This window comes from Pseudoalteromonas sp. NFXS53 (assembly GCF_056629255.1).
In genome coordinates this window covers 90,173-114,869 of the sequence record NZ_JBWVBR010000013.1, presented here as the reverse complement: position 1 = coordinate 114,869, position 24,697 = coordinate 90,173, and the positions used below count along the sequence as shown (strand labels likewise).

The following is a 24,697-nucleotide window of genomic DNA, read 5'->3' as shown; positions in this document are numbered from 1 at the left end:
TGGAGAAGAATATGAACAACCAGCAGCTACTGGCCGCTTTGAGCAAAGTGTTAGGCAGCGAGAATGTGCAAACTCAAGCCAATAAAACCGAGCACTATAGAACGGGCTGGCGCTCGGGTGGCGGCTGTGCACTGGCTGTTCTATTTCCGCAAAACTTACTGGCATTTTGGCATGCGTTAGAACTCTGTGTTGAAGCTGACTGCATTATGATCATGCAAGCGGCGAATACCGGTTTAACCGAAGGATCAACCCCTTCGAGTGATGGCTATGATAGAGACATAGTGATCTTCAATACCCTGGCGATGGACGATCTCGTGGTTCTAGAGCAGGGTAAACAAGTGTTGAGCTTTCCCGGCACCACGTTACATAAGTTAGAAAAAACCTTAAAGCCGTTATCAAGAGCACCGCATTCGGTTATAGGTTCTTCTTGTCTAGGGGCATCGATTGTTGGCGGAGTGGCGAACAACTCAGGTGGGGCATTGGTAAAGCGTGGGCCTGCTTACACTGAGTTGTCACTCTTTGCCCGCGTAGATGAAAAAGGCCAATTGCATTTAGTGAATCACTTAGGCATTGAATTGGGTGAAACGCCAGAAGAGATCTTAAAGAACCTGATGTCGGGTAACTTTGCTCACAACAACTTGGTTACCGACAAAAAAGCCAGTGCGACCGATTATGAAGGCTTATTACGCGATGTAGATGCGGATACGCCGAGTCGTTTTAATGCTGATACGTCAAAACTCTACGAGGCCAGTGGCTGTGCAGGTAAAATAGCTGTGTTTGCTGTGCGCCTAGATACCTTTGAAGTACCGAGCCAAGAGCAGACATTTTATGTGGGTACTAATGATCCTAAGACTTTAAGTGATTTACGACGTCACATATTATCTGAATTCAAAAATTTGCCTGAAGTGGGAGAGTATCTGCACCGCGAAATCTTCGATATCGCTGAAAAATATGGCAAAGATACTTTCTTAAGTATTCAGCACTTAGGCACGGATAGATTGCCTAAGTTGTTTGCCCTAAAAGGGCGGTTAGATGCGACTTTTAAAAAGTGGCGCTTTATGCCAAGCAATTTCACCGACAAGGTGATGCAGTTTGCAAGCTACTTATTCCCTCAGCATTTACCTAAGCGCATGATTGAATTTAGAGACAAATATGAGCATCACTTAATTTTAAAAATGAGTGATGCTGGTATTGCCGAAGCCAAACAGTTCCTAAAGTCGTATTTTGCGCAAAACCCAAAAGCGGGCGGGTATTTTGAGTGTACACCCGATGAAGCCAGTAAGGCGTATTTACAACGTTTTGCAGCAGCAGGTGCCGCTATTCGCTATCAAGCATTACATGAAGACAAAGTCGGAGATATTTTGGCGCTCGATATTGCCCTGCGTAGAAATGATTTTGATTGGGTTGAACAGTTGCCAGAAGACATTGCCAATCAGGTTGATAAGCGTCTTTATTATGGGCATTTCTTCTGCCATGTATTTCACCAAGACTATGTGCTGAAAAAAGGCGCTGATGCTAAGAAAGTGAAAGCACAAATGTTGGCACTACTTGATTCTCGTGGCGCTAAGTACCCGGCTGAACACAATGTCGGTCATCTTTATGAAGCCGAAGAAGATGTAAAAGCATTTTATCGCTCATTAGACCCGACCAACCGCTTTAACCCTGGGGTGGGTAAGATGGAAAAGCATAAACGAAATTGTTCATGTTGCTGAACCTTTGAAACACATTATAGGCATATAAATTTTACCCGTTGTTCTCACTAAAGGCAGTCTAGTGCACTAGGCTGCTTTTTTATTATTTAGCCTAAAACTTGGTTTTATCATTCAAGACGTTGATAGTTAGTGTAGCTATCTTTTGAGGTTTCGTTCAGTTCCATAAAGCCGGCGAAGGTGCCGCGCATCGTCATTTCTGCACTTGTCGGCAGAACTTGTTCTGACACTTCGGCGAAGGTCAAAATCATCTTAAATTGCTCTATGTTTGTCATGGCCATTGGGCTGAACACATCTAAATTCGTGATGGTGATTTGCTTAAGTAAGTGATTTTTTGGCGAGACGATTAATGTGCCTTTTAGCTTACCAATGGCGTCATCACCGAGTTTTGGAATGTTGACATCAAAACTTGCCGTAATCGCTTCGTTTACAGAATCGAGTAACAGTAATGAATCTATAGAAATGAGCTGCTCAAGTTTAATACTGAAGGTTTTCTTGTCTTTATTGCGTTGTTTTATAAAAGCGCGCTTTTGCTTGACGGTCGCAGGCTTTTTGTCTTTGGTGAGCAGTTGCCACTTTTGACCGTCGGGAAGCGCACCGTTAAATGCTGCCGTATAGTCTGTGATTTCTCCTTCTTCGTTCTCAAAGCTGTGTAGCTCAAACGCCCACTTTGTTTTGTCGACGTCTTTAATTCGCTGGAGCGCATTCTGAACGACAGATTTTAAGTGTGACGCTTCAGATTGTGCTGCATTGGTTTGATTGCTTAAAAATAACAACCAAATAAGTAGTAAAAGTTGAAAGATAGTTCGCATGGCTTTGCTCCTTAATTTTACTTGATGGTCGCAAGTCAGGTGTGAAAACAATGTGAAAGCAAAATAAGACTAAACTTAATGGCTGTGTAAGACGTAAAAATGAGTGATGAATGCAATAAGGTCGGCATATGAAGAATAATTTAGAGTCAAAGCATATTTTGCGTGTATATGAGCATATTCAACAACATGGTGAGCCATACGAACAAGGCAAGCATTTAGAGGGGATCACGGCATTCTCTGATATTGATGGTTACACCATATACTTGCAGGGTAATGGGGTGTTGCTCCGTTTTGGGTTTCATAACAAATATGACCTTGAATACGAGCACAGTAAATTAAAAGAAGAATTTTTGAAAAAGCTGGATGTAATTGCTAAGCAGTTTCAGTAAAACCACAAAAGGAACATTAAATTGATGAAACATTTTTTACTCATATTTGTATTAGTTCTATTAACTGGGTGTGCAGCCCAATACCCAAACCAAGATGTCACGGGAAAAGCTTTTCCTAGTGTCTCTGGTGGAAGTCTAGAAAAGGAGCGTATAAACCTACCTGATTTCGTTAAAGGTGAAGTTGCGATATTTTTGGTTGGCTACAAGCAGGACAGTCAGTTCGACATTGACCGTTGGTTGATTGGCCTTGATATGAAAGGCGCTGATATTAAAGCGTATGAGTTACCAACCATTGCTGGCATGTTCCCGAGAATGTTTAGCACACAAATCGATGAAGGCATGCGTCGTGGAATTCCTAAAGAGCTATGGGGTGGGGTGATCACCATTTATGAAGACGGTGAAAAAATCCAAGCGTTTACAGGTAATGAAAATCCGAATAACGCCAGAGTGATGCTACTCGATAAAAACGGCAAAATTATCTACTTCTACGACAGAGGGTTTTCGGTTTCGGCATTGAATGAGGTGTTAGCACTGGCCGAAGCTCAATAAAAAGCCCAATAAAAAAGTACAAAAAGAAGTGCAAGACAATAGCAGCCTGAACTTAAAGGTTTTCAGGCTGCTTGCTGTTGTATTAATGCAGTTTCATTTTAGGTCGCACAATTCGTAGTAACTTTTCTGATAACCACAAAGCCGTGGTTTTAATTGGGCCGTGAATGGCGTTTTGATGCATACGATAAAGCGATAAATACATCACCCGCGCTAGATTACCTTCGATAAACATGGTGTTGTTTGTCAGGTTACCCATCAAGCTTCCTACCGCGCTAAAGCGAGAAAGGTTCACCAGTGAACCGTGATCTTTATAAACAAAAGGTTTTGGCGCTTTGCCTGTGAATTTCACTAAAATATTGTGCGCGACATTACTTGCCATCTGGTGTGCAGCTTGCGCGCGAGGTGGCACGAAAGTGCCATCTTCTTGCTCACAGGCACAAGCATCACCCAATACATGGATATGTGAAGTGCCTTTCGCTTGTAAATATTCGTCTACTTTAATTTGATTGTTGCGAGTGAATTCAAAGCAATCGAGGTTTTTAATAAAGTCAGCCACTTTTACGCCCGCCGCCCAAAGCATTAAATCAGCTTGGATCAAGGTATTGTCATCGGTGATAAAGCCCTCAGAAGTTGCTTTGCTCACTTTAGTGCCTTCTAAGATATTGACACCTAAATGACGCAACTCGTCTCGCGCAGAGTTACTTATTCTGCTGGGTAGGGCGGGTAGTATAGTTGGCCCGGCTTCGATTAAATGAATGGTGAGCTTGGTGCTGGTAAACGCACTCATACCATAGTGCTTTAGAAGTTGAGCGACATGAACCAGTTCGGCGCTGAGCTCAACACCGGTTGCCCCACCACCGACAATGGCGATTGAAAGACGGTTTTGTTCTTCAGGTAATTGGCTTGCAGCTTGGTGTACACGTGTAAAGCAGTTAAGTAGCGCATGTTGAAAGCGCTCGGCTTGCTGGTGAGAGTCTAAGAAATAGCAATGCTTACTTACACCAGGCGTATTAAAGTCATTGCTGACACTCCCAATGGCGATGATTAACTCATCATAGTGAACGGTACGTTGCGGCAAAATTAATTCACCATCTGAGTCGTATTGCTCTTTAAGGTATATCGCTTGTTTTTCAGCATCCAAATTGATGAACTCACCAAGAATAAACTGAAATCCATGCCGAGCCGCATGGGCAGAATAAACGACACCGTCTAAGCTAGTGTCAAGCGAGCCTGTCGCCACTTCATGTAGGAGCGGTTTCCAAATGTGGGTACGGTTTTTATCGATTAAAGTAATATTTGCGCGACGAGACTTCCCAAGTTTGTTCCCTAATTTACTTGCCAATTCTAGGCCGCCTGCGCCGCCACCGATGATGACAATATTGGGATGCGTGTTAATCATAGTTGTGCCCTTTAAAAAGTTATAAAGAGCTGAGCACAATCCTTTGTAAATATCAGATTTACTTACATGATGTTCAGGTCGTTATAACCTTGCACAACTTGAGGTTATTGTACGCCTAACTGGCTGCTAGCAATATGGAAAAAGTATTTCTAAATGTTTCAAATTGGGTATGAAAAAGGCTGCAAAAGCAGCCTTTTAATTCTCTTTAATCATTAAGCCAAATTTGGCAAGTAACGTTCATCGGGTAGGTAGGTTTGCTCTAAAGCTGTAGATGAAGCACTGCGCTCGGTTAATGAGAAAAACTCGACCGTTTGGTTCATCATTTGTGCTTGTTCAGCCATCGCTTCACCGGCGGCGGCTGCTTCCTCAACCAGTGCTGCATTTTGCTGGGTCATCTGATCCATCTGAGTAATTGCAGTATTAATCTGCATAATGCTTTCAGACTGGTGTCTTGCTGATTGGGCAATTTCAGCCATCATGACGCGAACCTTGCTGGTGGCTTCAACGATTTCACTTAAGGTATCGCCAGAGCGGTTTACTAAGTCGGTGCCTTCTTCAACTTTAGATTGACTGTCTCTGATCAGATCTTTGATTTCTTTTGCTGCATTTGATGAGCGCTGGGCTAGGTTACGTACTTCACCGGCAACCACAGCAAATCCTCGACCTTGTTCACCCGCCCGGGCTGCCTCTACAGCTGCATTCAAGGCAAGTAAGTTAGTTTGGAATGCAATATCATCAATTACACTGATAATCTCAGTGATCTGTTTGCTCGACTGATTGATTTCGCGCATTGCGCTTACAGCCAATTTCACGACCTCACCGCCATGACTGGCTTTATCTTCAGCCGTCATTGAAAGGGCATTCGCATCTTCGGCTTTTTCAGAGCTTTGACGAACAATTTCGGTGACTTCATCCATACTCGCCGAGGTTTCCTCTAGGCTACTGGCTTGCTCTTCAGTACGCTGGCTTAAATCTGCATTACCTTGAGCGATTTCATTCGCCCCCTGAGAAATGCTGCCAGAGGCATGGGTGATGTTTTCAATGACTTCGGTTAGTTTATCAGCTGTACTGTTGGTATCTTGTTTCAGTTGACCAAAAGAGCCTTCGTAATCGTTGGTGATACGTTTGCTCAAATCGCCCTGAGCTAATGCACTCAGCACTTTTGTAACGTCATCAAGTGCCACTTCCACGGTAGACACTAGGTCATTTAAGCCTGTGCTGAGCTTTTCAAAGAAGCCTGTTTTATCTTGTAAAGATAGCTTCTGACTCAAGTCACCTTGCGCGGCAGATTGCACCAAGTTGTCTATTTCTTTTTCAATATTTACTTCTGCGGTTCTGTCGGTCCACTCGAGTACAGTACCAATACGTTCATTATTAACGAAGATAGGGTTAGAGGTTACCGAGAAGACACGCTCACCAATGTATTCAGTACTGTTGTGGGCATGAGACAAGTTATTAAACAAGACACGTTGTTGTTCTGGTTCTAAGTAGAATTGATCAACAGGGAAGCCAATTAGGTTGTTGGCATCGAACTGGCCTATATGGGCTTGAATATCATGCTCTGCACTTTCTATGGTGCTCTTTAGGGCTTGGTTGGCATAGATAATATTAAGATTTTTATCTGCAATCATGACGTTGCCCGAAACGCTATCAAGTGCATATCTCACTCTGGCATTTTCTGCTGCAATACGTGTCTTTTCACGCTCTTGTGCTAGCCAGTCTGTTCTGTCTTGCCATTCTAATACCGTACCTACACGCTCACCTTCTACACTGACTGGGCTCACGATTACTGTAAATGTTCTGCCAGAAATCACAAACTCAGTTTCAATACTTGCTGCTTGAGTTTTGAATTCTTCTACTTTATTGCTGAAATGCTCAAAAAACGCATCAACTCGATTACTAATAATGGCTTCTTGATTAAAGTGTGGAATGGCTTGTTTAATATCTTGGCTTGCAACTGCAAACATGTCATGAATGGCGTTATTCATGTAAATCACATTTAGGTCTTTGTCAGCAATCATCACCTGACCAGAAGAGCCATCTAGCGCATATTTTACGCGCGCGTTTTCAGAAGCTATACGCGCTTTTTCTTCTGCTGCGGCAAGCTCTTCGGTTCTATCTTGCCACTCGAATACCGTACCAACGCGTTGCGCTTCAACAATGACAGGGCTTGCAACTAATTTAAAAGTTCTGCCTGCAATAACAAATTGCTCTTCAAGGCTGGTGGTTAGGCTGTCAATCTGTGCTAGGTGTTGCTCAAAGTAAGGCATTAAACCATTGATTTTCGCGTTTAGAATATGATGAGCGCTAAAGTTAGGCAGCTCTGTCTGTAATTGCGTTTCAACTTCCTCAAACATGAGTTGGATTGAACTATTTAGATAAATGACTTGGTGCTCAGTATTGGTGATCATCACGTTAGAGTTTGCGTTATCTAATGCACTTTTAATACGGGCATTGACCCTTGCCACGCGACGTTCTTGCTCTTCTTTTTCACGAATGAGTTTTAAGCTCTCTCGCATTTCTAGCATAGATTTGAAGACGCCTTGCGGTGCTCGCTCATCATATTCTTGGTCTAAGTCACCTTCAGATATGGCGGTAGCAATATTGTCTAGTTCACTTGGATCTTTACCAAGTTGTTTCATCACCATTCTAAGTAAGAAAAATATAATAGCTGCACTAATTACAAGCGCTATCATGAACATAACAAAAATTTGTGATACGGCTTGTTCGTTAGCGGCTTTTAATTGTGGACCTAGAATGTCTTGATCAGATTTCACTGAGTTACTTAAATCTGTTACTAAAGCGGCAAATCGTGGACCTATCACATCTAATACATTGGTTACTTTGTCATTTCTATCAATAATAAGGTTTTGAACTTGATTAAAGGCGCTTGTGTAATCAAGGAACATGCTATTAATGTTGTTTAGCCTAGTTTGATTTTCTGTACTCAAACTAAAAGTGCTTAAATTTATGAGTTGGTCTTCGAAGCGAGAGAATTCTTGATTGACTCGCTCAGACGCTGATACTTGATTATTTTCAAGGTATTTCACAACATATAATCGGCCAAGTAATAAGTTACGCATAGCCTCACCTGCGACATAAGCCAGCTGCGTATTATTTGATTGTGCGGCACTTTGCATGACTAGCGTTAGCTCACGCTCCATTCTAGGGCCAATAACATCTAATTGGTTTAACACCAACTCATTGCGCTCAACCCGATACGCTTTAATAACTTCGAACGTCGCATTGTATTGCTCAATTTCTTTAATGAGTTTAGTCACCATCTGTGCCCGTTCGGGCTTATTAATTTCTTGTTTGGCGTCGAGAATGAGCTTATCAACTTGTTCAAAGTACTGGTTGTATTCACGAAGGTCTTTCTCACTACCTGTGAGAAGAAAGTCTTTTACATTCATGCGTACCATCAACATATTCGATTGTAAGGTGCTCGCAAGGTTAGAGTCTCTTGCTAGCTCTCGGTAGCTTTTGAATCCTTCATCTGCTGATGTCAATGCCAAATACGCGGTCAATCCGATTGCCGCAAGAATACACAATATTAAAGTAAAGGCTGAAATGAGTTTTGCTTTGAGTGTGCTGAAAATGCCAAAAGAGGGGGTTGCTGTGTCCATGCTTAGCTTCCTAAAATGTACCAATAAAAGATGCAATACTAAGTGATAGCCTAGTATTTATACAAAATCAAAGTGTAAAACTTTCTTTATATAACCAAAATACATAGATTGTTCCGGTTTTGGAAATGATCTATTTCAATAATGTGGCGATTATATTTAATATTTCTTAAATCTACCCTGTTTTGTTTTTTTAAATTCCTTCCTATTAACAGTATCTAAATCAAAAATATTTATTATTTTTTAAAATTGTAACTGTCCCCTTTATTGCAATATACATCTTGTTTCATAAGGTTTTTAAGCGTTTTATTTGGCGGGTTTTTTAATTGGTTATTTTTTAAAGTTTTTAAGTTGTTGATTTTAAATAGTTTGGTTGTTTTTTGCTTTGGTTTGTTTGCGTGCGTTTTCTGCAATAATAATATTTTAAATAAGTGTTTTCTTATTTTTTGTGGTCTTGACTGTGCATATTTATATGCATATTTTTATGCTTGTTAACAGGTTTGTATCGCTTCTGTTAATCCTTCTCTTCCTCAGGGGTGGGTGTATGCGTTTTATAAAAACTATAAGTTAAGATGGATGAAATAATGCAAAACAATAAAGTAGCTAAAGCAGTAAAATATGCGATTGCTTGTTCAGTGATCTCTACAGGACTGTCTACCGGTGTTGCTATCGCAAATGAAGATACTGAAGGCAAAAATGTTGAAAGAATCGAAGTAACAGGTTCACGTATTCAACGTGCTGAGTTTGAATCAGCAAGTCCAGTTGCAAGTTTTGATGCAAATGATATCGCTAAATCAGGTGTGACAAGTGTTGATGAATTCTTAAAGTTCATTCCTGCGACATCTGGTTTCCAACTTGGTGCGACAACTAACAATGGTAACGATGGTGCAAAGAAAATAGACCTTCGTGGTATGGGTTTTAACCGTACTCTGATCCTCATCAACGGTAAACGTTCTATTGGTGATGTTAACTCTGACGGCGCAGTAGATTTAAACCAAGTGCCTATGTCAATGGTTAAGCGTATTGACGTTTTAAAAGATGGTGCTTCAACTATCTATGGTACTGATGCAATTGCAGGTGTTGTAAATATTATTCTGCAAGATGATTTCGAGGGTGTACGCGTTTCGGGTAGTGCTGGTGCAGGTACATCTGAATGGGATGCAAAGCAAAAAACCTTCTCTGTCTTAATGGGTACAGCCAGTGACAAAGGCTCAATCACTGTTGCATTAGAATATAACTCTCAAGAAGAGTTAAAGCAGGGGGAGCGTGACTGGGCACATGATGCACTTTTCCCTTCAGCGATCCGTGATGAAAATACAGATGAAGTTTTAGGTTTCGAAGCTGTCGCCAGTGGTAGTTCAAACTCAAGAACCATTCGTTTAACCGGTGACCAAAGGGCTGCAATCGCAGCCGCAGGTGGTCCTGACAAAGCAAGCTGGGTTGTAGATGCAGACACTGGTGAAGTTAGACCATATGACAACACTAAAGATGTTTATAACTATGCGCCAGTCAATGCGTTAATCACGCCAAATGATCGTTTTCAAATTGCTTTAAATGGTAAATACGAAGTGGCTGATGGCACCAATGCGTATGTTGACGCATTTTATACGCAACGTGAATCTCTGCAACGTCTAGCGCCTGATGCTTCATTTGGTCGTGGACAATTACAGTATGTGTGGGATAACCCGAATAACCCATTTGGTGCTGCAGATCGTAACCCTTGGGGCGTAGATTTCTCAGCATCTGACTTAACTGAGGCGCAAACTGATGATATGAAGGGTATTCATATTAACCGTCGTTTCACAGAGTCTGGTGGTCGTATCTTTACTCAAAAGGCACATACTTACAGAATTTTAGCTGGCCTTGAAGGTGAGGTCGGTGATGGCATGTTTTACGATGTGTCTTTCACACATGGTTACAATGAACAATTAGATAATACCAAAAACTATCACCGTTTTGACCGTTGGCAAACTATTACAAATGCAGAAAATTGTGCGGCAAATGCCGACTGTAAAGCTGCGGGTGTATTAGACCCATTTGCTGACTTTGGCGCAATCACGCCTGAGCAAATGGCATACCTAAGTGCGAATTCACTGAAAGATTTCAGCTATGGTGAACTTCGTCACATCATCGCGACTATATCTGGCGAAATAGAAACAGATTTTGGTGGCGGTTTTATCGGTTGGGCTGCTGGTTTTGAAAACCGCAAAGAAAAAGGTGAGTCAATTCCAGATGAGTTCTCATCAGAAGGTTTAACAACCAGTGGGGCGAGCGATCCTCAACTTGGTAGTTTTACAGCTGACGAAATTTACCTTGAGACCTTTATCCCAGTTGCAGATTCATTATCGATTGAAGCGGCAATTCGTTATTCTGACTATGAGAATAATAAAGGCGTAACTTTCGATTCGACAAACTTTAAGGTATCAGTTGATTGGCGTCCACTAGATTCACTTAAAGTACGTGGTGGTATTTCAACAGGCTTTAGGGCGCCAAATATTTCAGAAATGAACCAAAACCAGTCAACAGGCTTCCCTACTGTTGATAATATTTGTGAGTTTGAAGACATTCGTAATGATATCACCGATCAGCAAAGAGCTAATTGTATTGCGGATGCTGATACGGCTGAGTTAGGTTTTGCATGGCAACCAGCTTATACAACAGAAGCACCAGAGAAAAGCCTGATCCCTGAAGAATCTGTTACCACAAACATCGGCTTTGTATACACAGTGCCAATGGACGATAACTTAGTATTCAGTGTTGATTATTGGAGGATCAGTATTGAAGACTTAATTGGTTCTACGCCATATCAGTTACTGTTCAATAGTTGTATGGATTCAAAAGATTACTCAGCCTCTTCATGTTCGGCTTTCCCGAAAGATGATAACGGTAGAGCGATGCCAATCGCATCTTTTGGTCTTCCTAATGATGCAACGTTTGCATTCGGTAACGTTGGTGAGCTAGACACGTCTGGTATCGACTTTGAATTAGACTACTCGACAGAAGCTGACTTAGGTTTCACTGACCGCATTGGTGTACGTGTAAGTGGTACGTATAACATCGAGCGTGTTGAAACATGGGTTGAGCTAGGCCTTGAGCGTGACATGGTAGGTAATGCTTACCCGTTCGAAATCTACCCAGAGCTTAAGTTCACAACCTCATTCATCTTTGGTGGTGATAACTGGGATGCGAACTATGACCTTCGCTATATCAGTGAAACGACTGATGCATTACGTCCAGCATCAATTACTGATGATCATATCGCTGATGCGGTACTTTATCACGACGTAAGCGCAAGCTATAGCATGGATAATGCTCGCTTTAGTGTGGGTATTAGTAACTTGTTAGATAAAGATGCACCGCGTTATCACAGTGGCTTTAACGCAAATACGGCACCAGGTACATACGACACAATCGGTCGTCGTCTATTTGCAAGCTTCAAGCTTGATTTCTAATCAGACCTAGTCTGACTAGAGCATCAAATGGGCTTCCCTGGCCCACTTTATTTTAGCGCCCAATTTGGGCGCTTTTTTGTGTTAACAAACTTACCTTTACTCACTCTTATTTTGTTATATATTACTGATGTAATTATTAAAATATAAACACCAAGATCACTAGCTTATGAAACCTAAACTCTTATTGTATCCAAATATTCAGGTTGAAAATGTATTTGCAAAAGAAACGGAAGTCTTAGGTCAATTGCAAAGAGGGGAGTTAAATGAAGCTTTGATTTTGTGGCAACCAGATAAGCCAACATTGGTTTTGCCGTCAGGTAATAAATGGCAAAGCTCAGAAGGACTAAATCAACAGCTTATGCAAATGGGCTGGCAGTTGTTTAGTCGCAAAACAGGTGGTGCGCCGGTACCGCAAGTACCTGGTGTGATTAATGTTTCTCATATGTATGTTTGGGATGAGCAAACACCTTATTCGATACCAAAAGCCTATCAAGATTTTTGTGACAAGCTATCTCGGTTTTTTGCGTTATATGATGTAAAAGTAGATGTTCATGCCACTGAGTTTTCTTACTGTGATGGTGACTACAATCTCAATATCTCAGGCAAAAAAGTCGTGGGAACAGCACAGCGAGTGGTGCTTAAAAATGGTGGTGGTAAGGTGGTACTTGCTCAGGCTTGTATATTAATCAATACGGATATTAGCACGATCATTAACCCAGTAAATACCTGTTATGAATACCATCAACAAGTTGAACGCGTGCGTTCAGAGGTACATACCTGTTTGGTTCAACATACTGCTCAACAAGACTCTGTTGAAGGTTACTTTCAAAGTTTATTAAAAGCCTTTTCATAATTTTATAATTTTAGGTAACTTACTCAAAGTGCTGACGAAATGGGATTTCATTGAAGTGCATATAAATACATATGCCTTTACCTTCAATACTTTGTAATTCAACATGGCCACCTAGCCGCTGGGTGACTAAGTTATACACTATGCTTAGGCCTAGGCCAGTTCCGCCTTCACCTCGTTTTGTCGTCACGAAGGGTTCAAACACCTTTTCAAGTAGCTCTTCTTTTATACCTGCACCGTCATCGCTAAACCTGAAGTGGATAGCTCCGCTGACAAATTTGCACGAAATTTCAATGTTGAGTTTATTATGTGCAACTTGACCATGGCGTAGGCTGTTTACGATAAAAATAGTGAATATTTGCCCAAAAGCCCCAAGATAGCTTTTTATAATCATTCCTTTTGGAATATCGAGAGAGATACATGCATCATGTTTATCAATTTCGTGTCTTAGGCTGATGACAAGATTGTCTAAAAATTCGTGTATATCAAACTCGACGAGCTCATCATATTCTTGGTGAGACGCAACCTGCTTAAAGCTGCTTATGAGTTCAGCAGAGCGAGTTAAGTTACTTTCTATTAAATTAAGCGAGTCATCAAATTCTTGTAGCAAAACTTGTAGATTTGCTTTAGATATCTTGCCATGTTTGAAGTCATCTTTAAGCTTGCCCACCTTCTCCCTAAGGAAAGATTCACTGGTTATTGCCACGCCTAATGGTGTGTTTAATTCGTGTGCAAAACCTTTTACAAGACCGCCTAAGCTGGCCATTTTTGCGTCTTCGATAAGCCTATTTTGGGCTAGTGAGAGTCTCTCGATAAGTGTTTCAATATGGCTTAATAATATGCCTAGATCATCGCTAAATTGAGATAGCTCGTCATTACCTCCAAGTTCTAATCGCTCACTAAAATCATCACTGTTAGACAGTTTTCTGATAAATGTGGTGACAGCAATCAGTGAAAAAGTCACTCTGCGGTTAATCACAAATGAAATGGAAAGACTGATTATGGTGGTTGCTAAAATAAGTAAAAAAATCTTTCTAAGGTAATTTTGCGACGTTGCAGCTTGTTGCTCATTGAGGTGCTGGTATAGCGTATCAAAACGTTCTTCCAGCTCTACTGATAGAGCGTTATTTTTACCTTTTAATCCTTGCGAAGCGTGCTGCCCCTGGGTTTCTAAATGATAAATATATTGATTAAAACCTTGAATATATTCATTGAGTCTTAAATTTAAATCAGCATTCTTTAAGGGATAACGGGTATTAATTAACTGCTGTGTCTGTGCAATCAGTTGAGTGTGTAGTTTGAGATATTTAGGGTCCCAACGAAGTAGATAGTCTTTTTCTCTGCGTCTCAGTTCTAAAATTAGAATTTCAAACTCGGCATCTTCTAACTTTCCAGTAATGGCCTGTAGCTCATGGGCGGCATGACGAAAAAAACCTCTTAATCCTCTGTCTTCATTGAACCCTAAACGCCTTTGAAGTTTTATTTGTTCGAGTAAATTTTTTTCAAACTCACCAACCCCCACCTGAATTTGGTTAAGTAGTAGTAGGGCAATGCTGTCATCTTCAATGTGCTGTTTGAGAGACATTATGGCTAATGCATAATCGTTTTTATGTTTTTTTAAGTCGCTTTCAATGTCTTTCGAGCGATACAGGCTAAATGCGGGTTGTAGGTAAAGAAAGTGGGAGAATGCATTTTTATATTGGAGAAGGTGTTGATCTATTTGTTTATTAAGCTGTGATTGTTGATATAAAAAAAGCCCACCAACAAGGGTCACAATTAGGCTAATAATAATACTGGCTTGGGAAATGATAAACCCAGTCTTTAATTTCATAGCACCCTTAAGGAGATTTCCACAGCATGTAATGACAGTAAGATATGCTTTAAGTGTAGAACATGGCAGTAAATGTGTGAAAAACTCAACAGTGTACGACGCACTTTTATTATTCGACTAAGATTTCGAAGCGAGTTTATGAAAAGCCTATATTAGTTTCATAACATCGTAGAAGCTATAAAAAATCTAAAGTGATTGTATTTAAAGGTTAAATAGCGGGAGAAAAATTTTTTAGAAAAATAATAAGATTAAAAATTGTGTACTCACTATTGTTTGCTCAACAACAAAACAGGTGTAAACGGAGCACACAATGGTAAAAAAGATCCTTTCAATAGTCATTGCTTTGAGTTGTACTCAAGCATTCGCAAAATCCCAGTCAGTGACATATTTCGAACCGCCTACAGCCAGTATTCCTGCGGGTAGCTTTATGGCAAAAGACCATGCAGGGGAAGGACGATATAAAGTTTCTATGCAGCCATTTCAAATGGCAAAGTATGAGCTCACGGTGGCAGAGTTTAGAAAATTCATTGAAGATACAGGTTATGAAGCACCAAAAAATTGTATGCACGAAATTGGCCCAGGATGGTTTGGTGCGGGTGAACGAGATGGTTCGTGGGATAACAATTTTTTTAATCTTTCTGAATATCATCCAGTGGTATGTATTGGGACAAAGGGCGCGGAAGAGTATGCCAAATGGCTTTCTGATAAAACGGGTAAGCAGTATCGACTTATGTCAGAAGCTCAGTGGTTATATGTGATGCGAACCGGGGGGTATGACGAGTATATTTCTGAAAATGGTAAAAAGCGTCATCAAGTATGTGAAATAGCCAACTTAGCTGATCAACACGCAAATGCGATGACAGGCAAAGTGTATCAAGCCCCATATTCATCTGCTTATACCATTGAGGATTGTAACGACAAAGAAATACTTTCTTCTACCGTAGGCTTATATAAAGCCGATAAATATGGGGTGCATGACCTGCTTGGTAACATTCAAGAGGTAGTTGCTGATTGTTATGTTGATGGTAAACAACGATTCCCTCAAGGGGGAGGACCTGTTACCCAAGCTAACTGTACTTCACGTATTGCTAAAGGCAGTAGTTGGCATTGGGAGGTACCTGATCTAGACCGAAGAGGTGAAATGGCTGATGATTTTATCGCGGCTATAGAAGGTTTTCGTTTGGTACTTGATACAAAAGGTAAAGCCTTACCTGCTCAGACCGGTAGTGATCAATTTGTGACGGGGTTAGCGAAAGCACAAAAGCAAGCCAAAATAGTGCATGCGCAAATAGCGGATTATCCAAGTAAAGTATCTAAGCTTTCTTTGAAAGACAAAGGCCGAGAAGTGGCTTTATCCTGGCAACATCAACAAGATATTACTGGTATAACTTATAAAGTGACTCGCTTAGATTTAGTCTCAAATGAAGAACAAGTGATTGCAGAAGGCGTGTCAGGACTAAAATATGTCGATACTAAGGCAAGCAAGAATAAAGCTCGTTATAAAGTGACGCCTCAGATTGGAGAACGAGAGGGACTCGCTTCAAATACAGCGGATTCAAATGCCGTTTATACCCATACCTTACCAGCTCGTATTCAAGCTGAGGCATTTAGTCAAGGTACTGAAGTGAGTGTTCGAAACTCATCTCAAGAGCCAAAACACGATTTGGTGTTTGCGAATATGCGTAATACTAGCGCTGATTACCAAGTAAAGGTAAACAAAGCAGGTAAGTACACACTTGAACCAAGGGTGTTTCATAGCGGCGACAAACAAACATTTTCAGTGCTATTAAATGGCAAGTTGTTGAAAGACATCACCACAACGGGTGAAAACGGTTGGCAAACGGCCAGTGCAGTGCCAGTGACTTTACCTAAAGGCACACACACACTCACAATTCAACCTGTCGGCGAGCGAACACGCCTTTCAATTAATTGGTTAGATGTGAAAAAACTTTAGTCTTTCTCAGTTTTATAAGCGATTGAAAACACCTTAGATTGAATTCGGCCCTGATTGTCGTACACTGAGCAGGGCCGTGTTTTCGACACTGACAAAATAATAATACCAAAGGTTGTGCGCTGTATGATCCAGTTTCTAGATTTTGAGTTTGATGAGAGTCAGTCTGTCTTATATAAAGCTGGAGAAGTTATTCCACTAAACAGTACTCAATCTAATCTACTGGCGTTGTTTATTTCCAACCCTCAAAAAATATTCAGTAAAGAAGATATCCTCACGGCAATCTGGCATTCAAAGGTGGTATCTGAGCAAGTCGTTTTTCAGAATATCAGCCAATTGCGCTCAATTTTAGGCGAAGATGCAATCAAAACTTTTCCAAAAAAAGGCTATCAATGGCAGCTAGAGTTAATTGTAATTGATGCCTCATCAGAGAAACGGCAAACGCCTAATCATTCTCAAAGAGCAAATACCAGTCAGCAAGTAGAGCAAAAATTAGAAGAGAAAAAGTCACCCCTTGAAAGTATTGTCGAGCCAACTAACTTAAAGAAAACATTCGACAAGCGTATTGTTATGGCCTGTTTGATGGTTGTTTTTTTTATTTCAGGCGCAGCTTACTATCATTCAGAGCATGGTATCTATAGCAACAGCATAGGCTTGAAAGTACAAGAAGTAAGAGTTGAAAGTGACACCCAAGCCGAGCACAGTAACTTGCAGTTTATTCCTTTCACAGCCGATAGCCCGAGACACTTTGAAGATGAATTAGCAAGCCTACATGCTCAACTTGATTTTGCGCTTGAGAACAAAGCGCTAGATACCAGAGATTTCATAAACTCACCATTTATGCAGTATCAAAAATTAAGCGTTAATAACGCACTGGTATTTACGGGGATCTTAAAAAATAATGGCGACTCAGCCACGCGTAAGCAGGCACCTTATTTACTTGAATTACTAGTACAAGGTCCTGAGCGTAGTTGGAGCAGTTATTTGTATGGTCGGTCTATGTCTGATCTTGCGACGCAGACCAATACACTTTTAAGTAAGATAGCTAAAAGTGATTATTTTATTTTGAAAAGTGAGTCATTACTTTCGGCTGAGCTTTCTTTAATGAATGACTCCATGGAGGAGTCATTGCATGCTTTACCATTATTAGCACATCAACTTATTCAAGCGGATAAATTTGATTCGGCCAGTGGCTACATCGAACTTTTATTGGCTGAAAGTGAGCTTAAACATCCGCTTTATTATGCCTATGGTAAGTGGTTAAAAGGGCAGCTTTACCAAGGCAAACGGGACCCAATTGGCGCACAAACACTCTATGAACAAGCTGATCTATTACTCTCTGATGCACATATTTATGACTTGCAGGCAGAAGTGAATAAATCGATGGCTGAACTTGCGCACTCAATTGCGCATACTAAAGAAGATTATGATGCGATTCACCGCTATTTATACAAAGCGGCAAGCTTAGCTAGATTAGGAAAAAAGCCGGTCGCCGAAATACGTGCTTACACCTTGCTCTCCATTAAGGCCAGTAAATTTGGTATGAAAAAAGAACGCATGGATTATCTTATTCAAGCGAAAACTTTACTGGCTGAATACCAGTTAGATGGCTCTCATTATATGCTGCCTATGTATCACTTTGCCTTGTTTGCCCAAACCGAGGAAGAGCGCATTAAGTTTTACCATGAGGTGTTAGATAAGCCAGTGACACCTGAAAACTATTGGGTGTTTTTCTCTTCAGCAGATCAGTTATCAAAGCTATATTTAAAATTAGACAAACCAGAAGCAGCGCTTGAAGTGGTAGAAAAAATAACAGAGCCTGCGCGTTCTGCGTTATTACATGCGCAATACTATCGGGCACTGGATGATATCGATAATGCCATCACTTATGCTAAACGCTCATTCAACATTGGCCGTGGTCAGCATTTGAATTGGCTTAGCTTAAACAGTGCCTTATTACTGCTAGAGCTAAAGCAAAGCCAAGGCGAGAGTCACGAGTTAGCCGAATACCGAGAGTTTATCGCCAATCACGCTTCATATTGGTGGTTAAATTGGCGAAAAGAGCGATTAGCTAAAGTGGGTATTGATGCCGAAGCACAAATGGCAGGCCTTTAACTTTTACCCCAGTTAACCATAAATAAGTGACTGTAGATCTGAGGGGGTAAGGTTGTGTGGGGTATATAGTGTTTGCATATTTTCAAAGCTAAGTGCTGCATGAAGAGGCAAAGTAGCCAGCCCTTTCATGGCAATTTGGCTCACATCAGGTGTTTTGATTAAGCGGATCACATTACGTTCACCGTATTGAGCAATACTCGGAATATAAGGGCGTAACTGTGTAAGCAGTTTATCTAACAACCAGTCATTGATATCACCGCCTAAAATAATGGTTTGTGTGTTTAACAAAGACTCAAGTGTATGTATCGCAATACGAAGTGGCTCTTCGGCTTTATCTACCCAATTAAGTACAATCTTGTTCTCTTCATTTAATTCAGATAACAGCATATCTTGGGTTAACTTCGTGTCTTTGAGCTGTGCTTTTAAAGATTGCAAAGAGACAAAGTCATTGAGTCGGCCTAATTCGCCAGTCTTGTCATCGGTTTCAGGTGTGACAAAAATGTCGCCAATGGCGCCAGTTAGGCCGTTTTGGCCGAGTAGAATTTTTCGGTCGTATACAACCGCAGCCTCTACACGGTTCCCCAAATGGACATATATAAAGTTGTGTAGATCTTTGGCTTCACCAAATAACATTTGATAAGCCGCTGCAGCCGCTGCAGATGTTTCAATCGCAATAGGTAATGTTAACTGTTGTGCTAAATCTTGCTGAATTTTTTGCGCTGTGAGATGGCTTTCTAACGCCAAGTGAGCGCTATCTTGCATAGAAAAACCAACACCAAGCACTTGAGATTTAGCGATATTATCAATGTTCAGTAAGGTATTAACGAGATAGGCCGTTTTTTCAAGTAAGTCGCTGTGACTGCATTGAGTATGAAGGCTATTGATACACTCACCGTTGAGTTTAAATAAAGCAACATGTAGCTCAGAATTCGTAACTCTGACGGCAACAGAATAAGCAGCTGTTTCATTTAAGCAGAGCATTTTAGAGGGCTTGCCTGCACCTTCTGATTTTTTGATACCTACCTCAGTCACTAAATTGTGCGCTAAAAGCGCTTCTACCATATTGGTAATGGTTTGTTTGGTGAGGTGGGTATTTCTGGCGATTTCAACTCGTGAAATAGGACCGAGCGCAACGATTTGAGCGAGTACTAGTCGTAAGTTTAACGCTTTGTTTTGTTTGGCATTCGATCCTATCAATGTGCTTACACCCAGTTTGTTTTATGAGCCTGAAAGTGGCTGGTTATTATTATTACTAATTCGTCATTGTATGCCAAGCATGGGCAGAATCGTACAAAAAGAATTAGTCAAAATGTTTGACATAAAGGTTTTGTTGCATAAATATAAACCTATCGACGGATCATTTAGACTAAAAAAAATGCAAATAACATGGAAATTAATACGGTTTTTTGCCTTGTTTACCGCGCTGCTGTTTGCTTTGTGTTTTGAAGTACATGCTGCTCAAGTACAAAACATCGATTGGGCCAAAGCGGCAAAAGCTTCAGATATTTCACTGAGTGAAGCACAAAAAAAACAGCTAAAAGATAAAAAGCTCACTGCTGCTTTAGTATGGCATGGTGCAAGTCCTTGGATAACAGCTGTTACTCGAGGCGCACAAGATGCTTTTGCACAATTGGGCGTTGAAGTGGTTGCAGTAACCGATGCGCAATTTGACCCGGCAAAACAAGTTGCTGATCTTGAGAATATATCTGCACTTAACCCCGACATTATTTTATCACTGAGTGTAGATGGGATAAGCACTAAGCAAAGCTACCAAAAAGCCATAAGCCAAGGGGCAAAACTGGTTTTATTGAGCAATCCCATACCAGGTTTTCAACATGGTAAAGATTTTTTTGGCATAGTGACAGATGACATGTTTGGCATGGGTGAGGCTGCGGCTGAGCTAGTAAATAGCTCGGTTAAAGGGCAAGGGAAGGTGGGGATTATTTATCACGACGCAAATTACTTTATTACCAATAACCGCGACAATGCTTTCAAAATCAAACTACAAGAGTTTGAAAATTTAAAAGTAGTGAGTCAGCGAGGTTTCATTAAAGAGAATGAGACCAGTAATATCGCAGCTGCGATGATATTGCAAAACTCAGAACTCGATGCGATTTATGTCTCTTGGGATGCAGCAGCAGAAGGGGTAGTAGAAGCACTCAGGTCTTTTGGCAATAAAAAGGTCAAAGTGATCACCCATGACTTGGGTGTAAATAATTTACTTGATATGGCCATGAGTCGAAACGTATTTGGTACGATTTCGGATAGACCCTATACCATAGGCTCGAGTATGGCTTATATTTCAGGGCTTGCGGTGTTAGGTGAGCCAACGCCACTCTTTACCTTGGTACCGTACGATACAGTTACCAAAGAAAATATCTCCACCATCTGGCAACACGCTTTTAAAGTGCCAGTTCCCAAATTATTAGACCTTGCACTACAACAATAAGGAATAACCATGAGTGTTAGTCAAGTAAATAACCCCGATTTCAAGGCCCGAGCCTCAGAATTTATTAGCAAAAAAGCGCTCAAACGTGAGTACTTTATTTATTACATCTTCATCGCTGTGTTATTGCTATTTGCAGTGGCATTGCATGACACTGCGTTTTTTAGCTTTGCCAACTTTATGAATATTATTCGCCAAACGGCGCCTTTAACGGTGATGGCGGTGGGATTAACGTTTGCGCTTGCAGTTGGACATATTGATTTATCAATTGGCTCGGTTGTGGCCTTATCCGCCTTAGTTGGTGCTGTATTATTACAGCATGTGGGTATTCCTTTAGCCGTGCTGGGTGCACTAAGTGTTGGCTTGTTTGTTGGGGTTGTAAATGGCTTGCTGATTGAACGGTTACAAGTTTCTTCTTTATTAATCACCCTTGGCACTATGGGGGTGATCACAGGCTTTGCTCGTCAATTCACTAACCTTGAGTCAGTCCCTATCATAAATTCGAACTTTACTGGCTTTTTTGGCGCTGGTGAGGTTTTTGGTGTGCCATCATTGTTGATTTGGACTTTGGTGATAGCAGGCATCGGATATATTGTGCTGACGAAATTGGCATTTGGGCGACACTTATTGGCTGTGGGGGGAAGCTCGAAGGCTGCATTAGCAATGGGTATTCAGGTGACCAGAGTGCGTATTTATGCCTTGGTTATTTCTTCTATGGCAGCGGCGTTAGCTGGACTGCTGTATGCAGGGCGATTACATGGCGCCAGATACACTTTAGGTGAAGCAGATCTACTTACTGTCATTGCTGCTGTGGCGATCGGTGGTACCAGCTTATTCGGTGGCCGCGCCTGTATTATAGGTGCGGTACTTGGTTCTTGGTTGATGGGGCTCATTAATAACGGGTTAATTTTATCGGGCTTTTCAACTAATGAGCAAATGATTGCCAGGGGAGTAATTTTAATTGCAGCGGTCGCAATTGGTGTAAAGGAGATGAAAAATGGTTAGAACAGCACTCGATCAAGTTGCATTAGAGTTGAGTAATCTAGGCAAAAGCTTTGGGCCCGTAGAAGCTTTAAAAAACGTCAGTTTTAAGATTAATAAAGGAGAAGTCGTCGGGCTGTTAGGTGATAACGGTGCCGGTAAGTCAACCTTGGTTCGCTGTATTTCTGGAATACACGCCCCTGACAAAGGTGAAGTAAAAGTAAATGGTAAAGCGGTGCAGATAAACACGCCGTTAGACGCTCGCAAGGTAGGTATTGAAACCGTATTTCAAGATCTGGCCATGATCCCTGAATTTGATATTGTTGATAACTTATTTTTAAATCGAGAAATCAAACATAAAAACCCTTTGCTAGCCAAATTGGGATGGCTTGATAAAAAAGCCATGCAAAAGCGAGCAAAAAAAGCCATTAATCGCCTTAATAGCCGAATTCCTAGCTTCGATACACAAATACAATCTTTATCTGGAGGCCAGCGTCAAGCTGTTGCCATTGCCAGAGCCGTTAACTGGGGGGCTGATATTGTGATTATGGATGAGCCAACCGCAGCGCTTGGTGTTGAGCAAAGCGCCCAAGTTAATGAGTTAATTAATGTAATTAGTTCGCAGGGCGTCGCGGTTTTGTTAATAAGTCACAATATGCAGCATGTTGTCGAAACCTGTGATCGAGCTGTGGTGTTATATCAAGGCGAGTCGGTTGCAGATGTCGCTGTCGATGAGGTCTCAAAAGAAGATTTAGTTGCCTTGATCACAGGCGCTAAATCTCAAACACAAATAGCGGAAATTCACGGCGCATAATTTTATTCATTTTATAAGCACGGTTGATGAGCAATTGTCAGCCGCAGGCTTTTTGCGAGCAAAATTTAAGGACTAGCATGAATATTGAGCAAAAAGTAAGGCAATTATTAGACACTATGTGTTTAGAGGAAAAAGTGGGGCAATTGTTTATTTTGGCATTTGCAGGCAAAGATCTCGACTATGCGAAAGACTTGGTGAAGACAAAGCACGTTGGTGGTTTTTATATCACAGATGATAATGCTTCAAGTCTAACCGAAGCCACACAGCTATCTGAAACATTACAGTATCAAGCAGCACTGAGAGGATGTGATGCGCCCTTAATATTAGCCGTTGATCAAGAAGGGGCTTGGGGGATTTTAACTCAGCATACCGATGTCGGGCCGGGTAATTTGGCATTGGGTAAAGCCGACGATGTAGTGTTAACTGAGAAAATGTATCAAACCTTTGCGCAGCAAATGGGAAGTATTGGTTATAACACGCTTCTATCACCTTGTGCCGATGTCAATGCAGATCCAAATAACCCAATAATTGGGCTGCGCTCTTTTGGCGAGCAGACAGATAAAGTCGCAAAGCATGTTGCTGCAGCTGTGCGCGGTGCTAAGAAAGCAGGAAATTTAAGTTGTGCTAAGCATTTTCCAGGGCATGGTGATACCCATACCGATTCGCATCAAAGCTTACCTGTGGTTAATAAATCTTTGGCAGAGTTACGTGCCCAAGACCTTATGCCATTTCAACATGCCATAGAGGCTGGTGTTGATCTGATAATGACTAGCCATATTCAATACCCCCAAGTTGATGCGCAATATCCAGCCACGTTGTCAAAAACTATTCTAACGGAATTGCTGGTCGACGAAATGGGTTTTAAAGGGCTTATTATTACTGACAGTATGAATATGTGGGCGATGCGTAAAAATTATCAGCCCGAGCAAGCAGCCGTGTTAGCTTTGCAAGCAGGTGCACATTTGGTGATGCTCAGTGAGGAACATTATGAAAACAGCACCACGGATTATAAAGCATTACAAGCGCAAACGATTCAAGGCGTGGTGAATGCCGTTAAGCAAGGAGAGTTAAGTGAAGCAATTATTGATACGCGCTTAGCCCATGTCTTAACTTATAAATATCAACAACTGCAAAACCAGCCTCTTCAGCCTCAACTCTCAAGCAATGAAATTAAGGCCATAGTGTCTACTGCATGTGAAAAAAGCTTAACCGTACTGCGTAATAGCCAAGGACTATGGCCGTTAGAAAACCAGGAGTATTCGTTATTCTTTGCCACCCAACCACGGTGCTATGACGACATTGTGAACGCTAGAGGTATCGGACCCAATGATCCTAACTCCGCAAAAGAGGTCTTAATCACACAGCTTAAGCAGCGAAAATCAACGTTGAATATTTTGGATTGGCATGATTTTTCTAAACTGCTTAACAGTGAATCTGTGCCAGATATTGTTTTACCTCTGGTGGTTGTGACCGAAGACTACCCATTGCCGGGCACGCGTTTTGATGTGCAAAGTCAGCAAGACTTGGTGCAAAAAGCGCTAGCAAAATGGCAAGAACAGGTTGTGGTTCTAGCCATGCGTTCTGATTATGAATTAACGCAATATACTGATTTATCTACTTATATTTGTACTTATTCAAGTAGGTCCTGTGCTGCGTCTGCACTGGCTAATAAGTTATAAGAGAGTCTGTTATTAATAAAAAATAGCAATAATGAATGCTTGACATTTAGTCAAAATGATTTATTAAATAATTAGTCTAATAGATTTACTAAATAAA

At 41.1% G+C, this 24,697-nt stretch carries 16 protein-coding genes; 11 read left to right on the top strand and 5 right to left on the bottom strand.

The features are described 5' to 3' along the window. Nucleotides 1-11 precede the first annotated feature (11 nt). Nucleotides 12-1,712 (top strand): D-lactate dehydrogenase, encoded by a 1,701-nt coding sequence (gene dld / locus AC1HJP_RS14430; RefSeq protein ID WP_480362438.1) that lies wholly within the window; start codon nucleotides 12-14, stop codon nucleotides 1,710-1,712. A gap of 107 nt (nucleotides 1,713-1,819) precedes the next feature. Here the strand turns inward: dld and AC1HJP_RS14425 are convergent, their stop codons facing one another. Further along, nucleotides 1,820-2,521, bottom strand: a complete 702-nt coding sequence (locus AC1HJP_RS14425; RefSeq protein WP_480362437.1) for a hypothetical protein — start codon at nucleotides 2,519-2,521, stop codon at nucleotides 1,820-1,822. A gap of 128 nt (nucleotides 2,522-2,649) precedes the next feature. Between AC1HJP_RS14425 and AC1HJP_RS14420 the strand changes: the two genes are divergently transcribed. Further along, nucleotides 2,650-2,910, top strand: a complete 261-nt coding sequence (locus tag AC1HJP_RS14420; protein WP_058029052.1) for a DUF3081 domain-containing protein — start codon at nucleotides 2,650-2,652, stop codon at nucleotides 2,908-2,910. A 21-nt stretch (nucleotides 2,911-2,931) separates the two neighbouring features. Continuing rightward, nucleotides 2,932-3,459: a hypothetical protein gene (locus AC1HJP_RS14415; RefSeq protein ID WP_390447187.1), complete on the top strand. Its 528-nt coding sequence runs from the start codon at nucleotides 2,932-2,934 to the stop codon at nucleotides 3,457-3,459. 82 nt (nucleotides 3,460-3,541) lie between these two features. On the opposite strand, the gene AC1HJP_RS14410 is transcribed toward AC1HJP_RS14415, so the two are convergent. Next, on the bottom strand, nucleotides 3,542-4,858 hold the full coding sequence (locus tag AC1HJP_RS14410; protein WP_480362436.1) for an NAD(P)/FAD-dependent oxidoreductase: 1,317 nt from the start codon (nucleotides 4,856-4,858) through the stop codon (nucleotides 3,542-3,544). A gap of 212 nt (nucleotides 4,859-5,070) precedes the next feature. Then, complete coding sequence (locus tag AC1HJP_RS14405; RefSeq protein ID WP_480362435.1) at nucleotides 5,071-8,484, bottom strand: methyl-accepting chemotaxis protein; 3,414 nt, start codon at nucleotides 8,482-8,484, stop codon at nucleotides 5,071-5,073. Nucleotides 8,485-9,065: 581 nt separating this feature from the next. On the opposite strand from AC1HJP_RS14405, the gene AC1HJP_RS14400 reads away from it, so the two are divergent. Beyond that, nucleotides 9,066-11,933 (top strand): TonB-dependent receptor plug domain-containing protein, encoded by a 2,868-nt coding sequence (locus tag AC1HJP_RS14400; RefSeq protein ID WP_480362434.1) that lies wholly within the window; start codon nucleotides 9,066-9,068, stop codon nucleotides 11,931-11,933. A gap of 166 nt (nucleotides 11,934-12,099) precedes the next feature. Continuing rightward, complete coding sequence (locus AC1HJP_RS14395; protein WP_480362433.1) at nucleotides 12,100-12,786, top strand: lipoate--protein ligase family protein; 687 nt, start codon at nucleotides 12,100-12,102, stop codon at nucleotides 12,784-12,786. Between the two features lie 19 nt (nucleotides 12,787-12,805). Here the strand turns inward: AC1HJP_RS14395 and AC1HJP_RS14390 are convergent, their stop codons facing one another. Beyond that, a complete protein-coding gene (locus AC1HJP_RS14390) occupies nucleotides 12,806-14,614 on the bottom strand; it encodes a sensor histidine kinase (protein WP_480362432.1) in 1,809 nt (602 codons plus the stop codon). 310 nt (nucleotides 14,615-14,924) lie between these two features. Between AC1HJP_RS14390 and AC1HJP_RS14385 the strand changes: the two genes are divergently transcribed. Both AC1HJP_RS14385 and AC1HJP_RS14380 read left to right on the top strand, forming a co-directional pair. After that, nucleotides 14,925-16,568 (top strand): SUMF1/EgtB/PvdO family nonheme iron enzyme, encoded by a 1,644-nt coding sequence (locus AC1HJP_RS14385; protein ID WP_480362431.1) that lies wholly within the window; start codon nucleotides 14,925-14,927, stop codon nucleotides 16,566-16,568. 123 nt (nucleotides 16,569-16,691) lie between these two features. Then, nucleotides 16,692-18,680, top strand: a complete 1,989-nt coding sequence (locus tag AC1HJP_RS14380; RefSeq protein WP_480362430.1) for a winged helix-turn-helix domain-containing protein — start codon at nucleotides 16,692-16,694, stop codon at nucleotides 18,678-18,680. A 12-nt stretch (nucleotides 18,681-18,692) separates the two neighbouring features. On the opposite strand, the gene AC1HJP_RS14375 is transcribed toward AC1HJP_RS14380, so the two are convergent. Further along, nucleotides 18,693-19,877, bottom strand: coding sequence for an ROK family protein (locus tag AC1HJP_RS14375; protein ID WP_480362429.1), 1,185 nt, complete (start codon nucleotides 19,875-19,877; stop codon nucleotides 18,693-18,695). Between the two features lie 178 nt (nucleotides 19,878-20,055). Here AC1HJP_RS14375 and AC1HJP_RS14370 point away from each other — a divergent pair, with 178 nt between their 5' ends. The 4 genes from AC1HJP_RS14370 (at nucleotide 20,056) to AC1HJP_RS14355 (ending at nucleotide 24,600) form a co-directional block, all read left to right on the top strand. Continuing rightward, nucleotides 20,056-21,129, top strand: a complete 1,074-nt coding sequence (locus AC1HJP_RS14370; protein WP_480362428.1) for a substrate-binding domain-containing protein — start codon at nucleotides 20,056-20,058, stop codon at nucleotides 21,127-21,129. 9 nt (nucleotides 21,130-21,138) lie between these two features. Then, nucleotides 21,139-22,131, top strand: a complete 993-nt coding sequence (locus AC1HJP_RS14365) for an ABC transporter permease (RefSeq protein ID WP_480362427.1) — start codon at nucleotides 21,139-21,141, stop codon at nucleotides 22,129-22,131. Next, nucleotides 22,124-22,921: an ATP-binding cassette domain-containing protein gene (locus AC1HJP_RS14360; protein ID WP_480362426.1), complete on the top strand. Its 798-nt coding sequence runs from the start codon at nucleotides 22,124-22,126 to the stop codon at nucleotides 22,919-22,921. The genes AC1HJP_RS14365 and AC1HJP_RS14360 overlap by 8 nt, the downstream gene beginning before the upstream one ends. A gap of 77 nt (nucleotides 22,922-22,998) precedes the next feature. Next, nucleotides 22,999-24,600, top strand: coding sequence for a glycoside hydrolase family 3 protein (locus AC1HJP_RS14355; RefSeq protein WP_480362425.1), 1,602 nt, complete (start codon nucleotides 22,999-23,001; stop codon nucleotides 24,598-24,600). The last annotated feature ends 97 nt before the right edge of the window (nucleotides 24,601-24,697 follow it).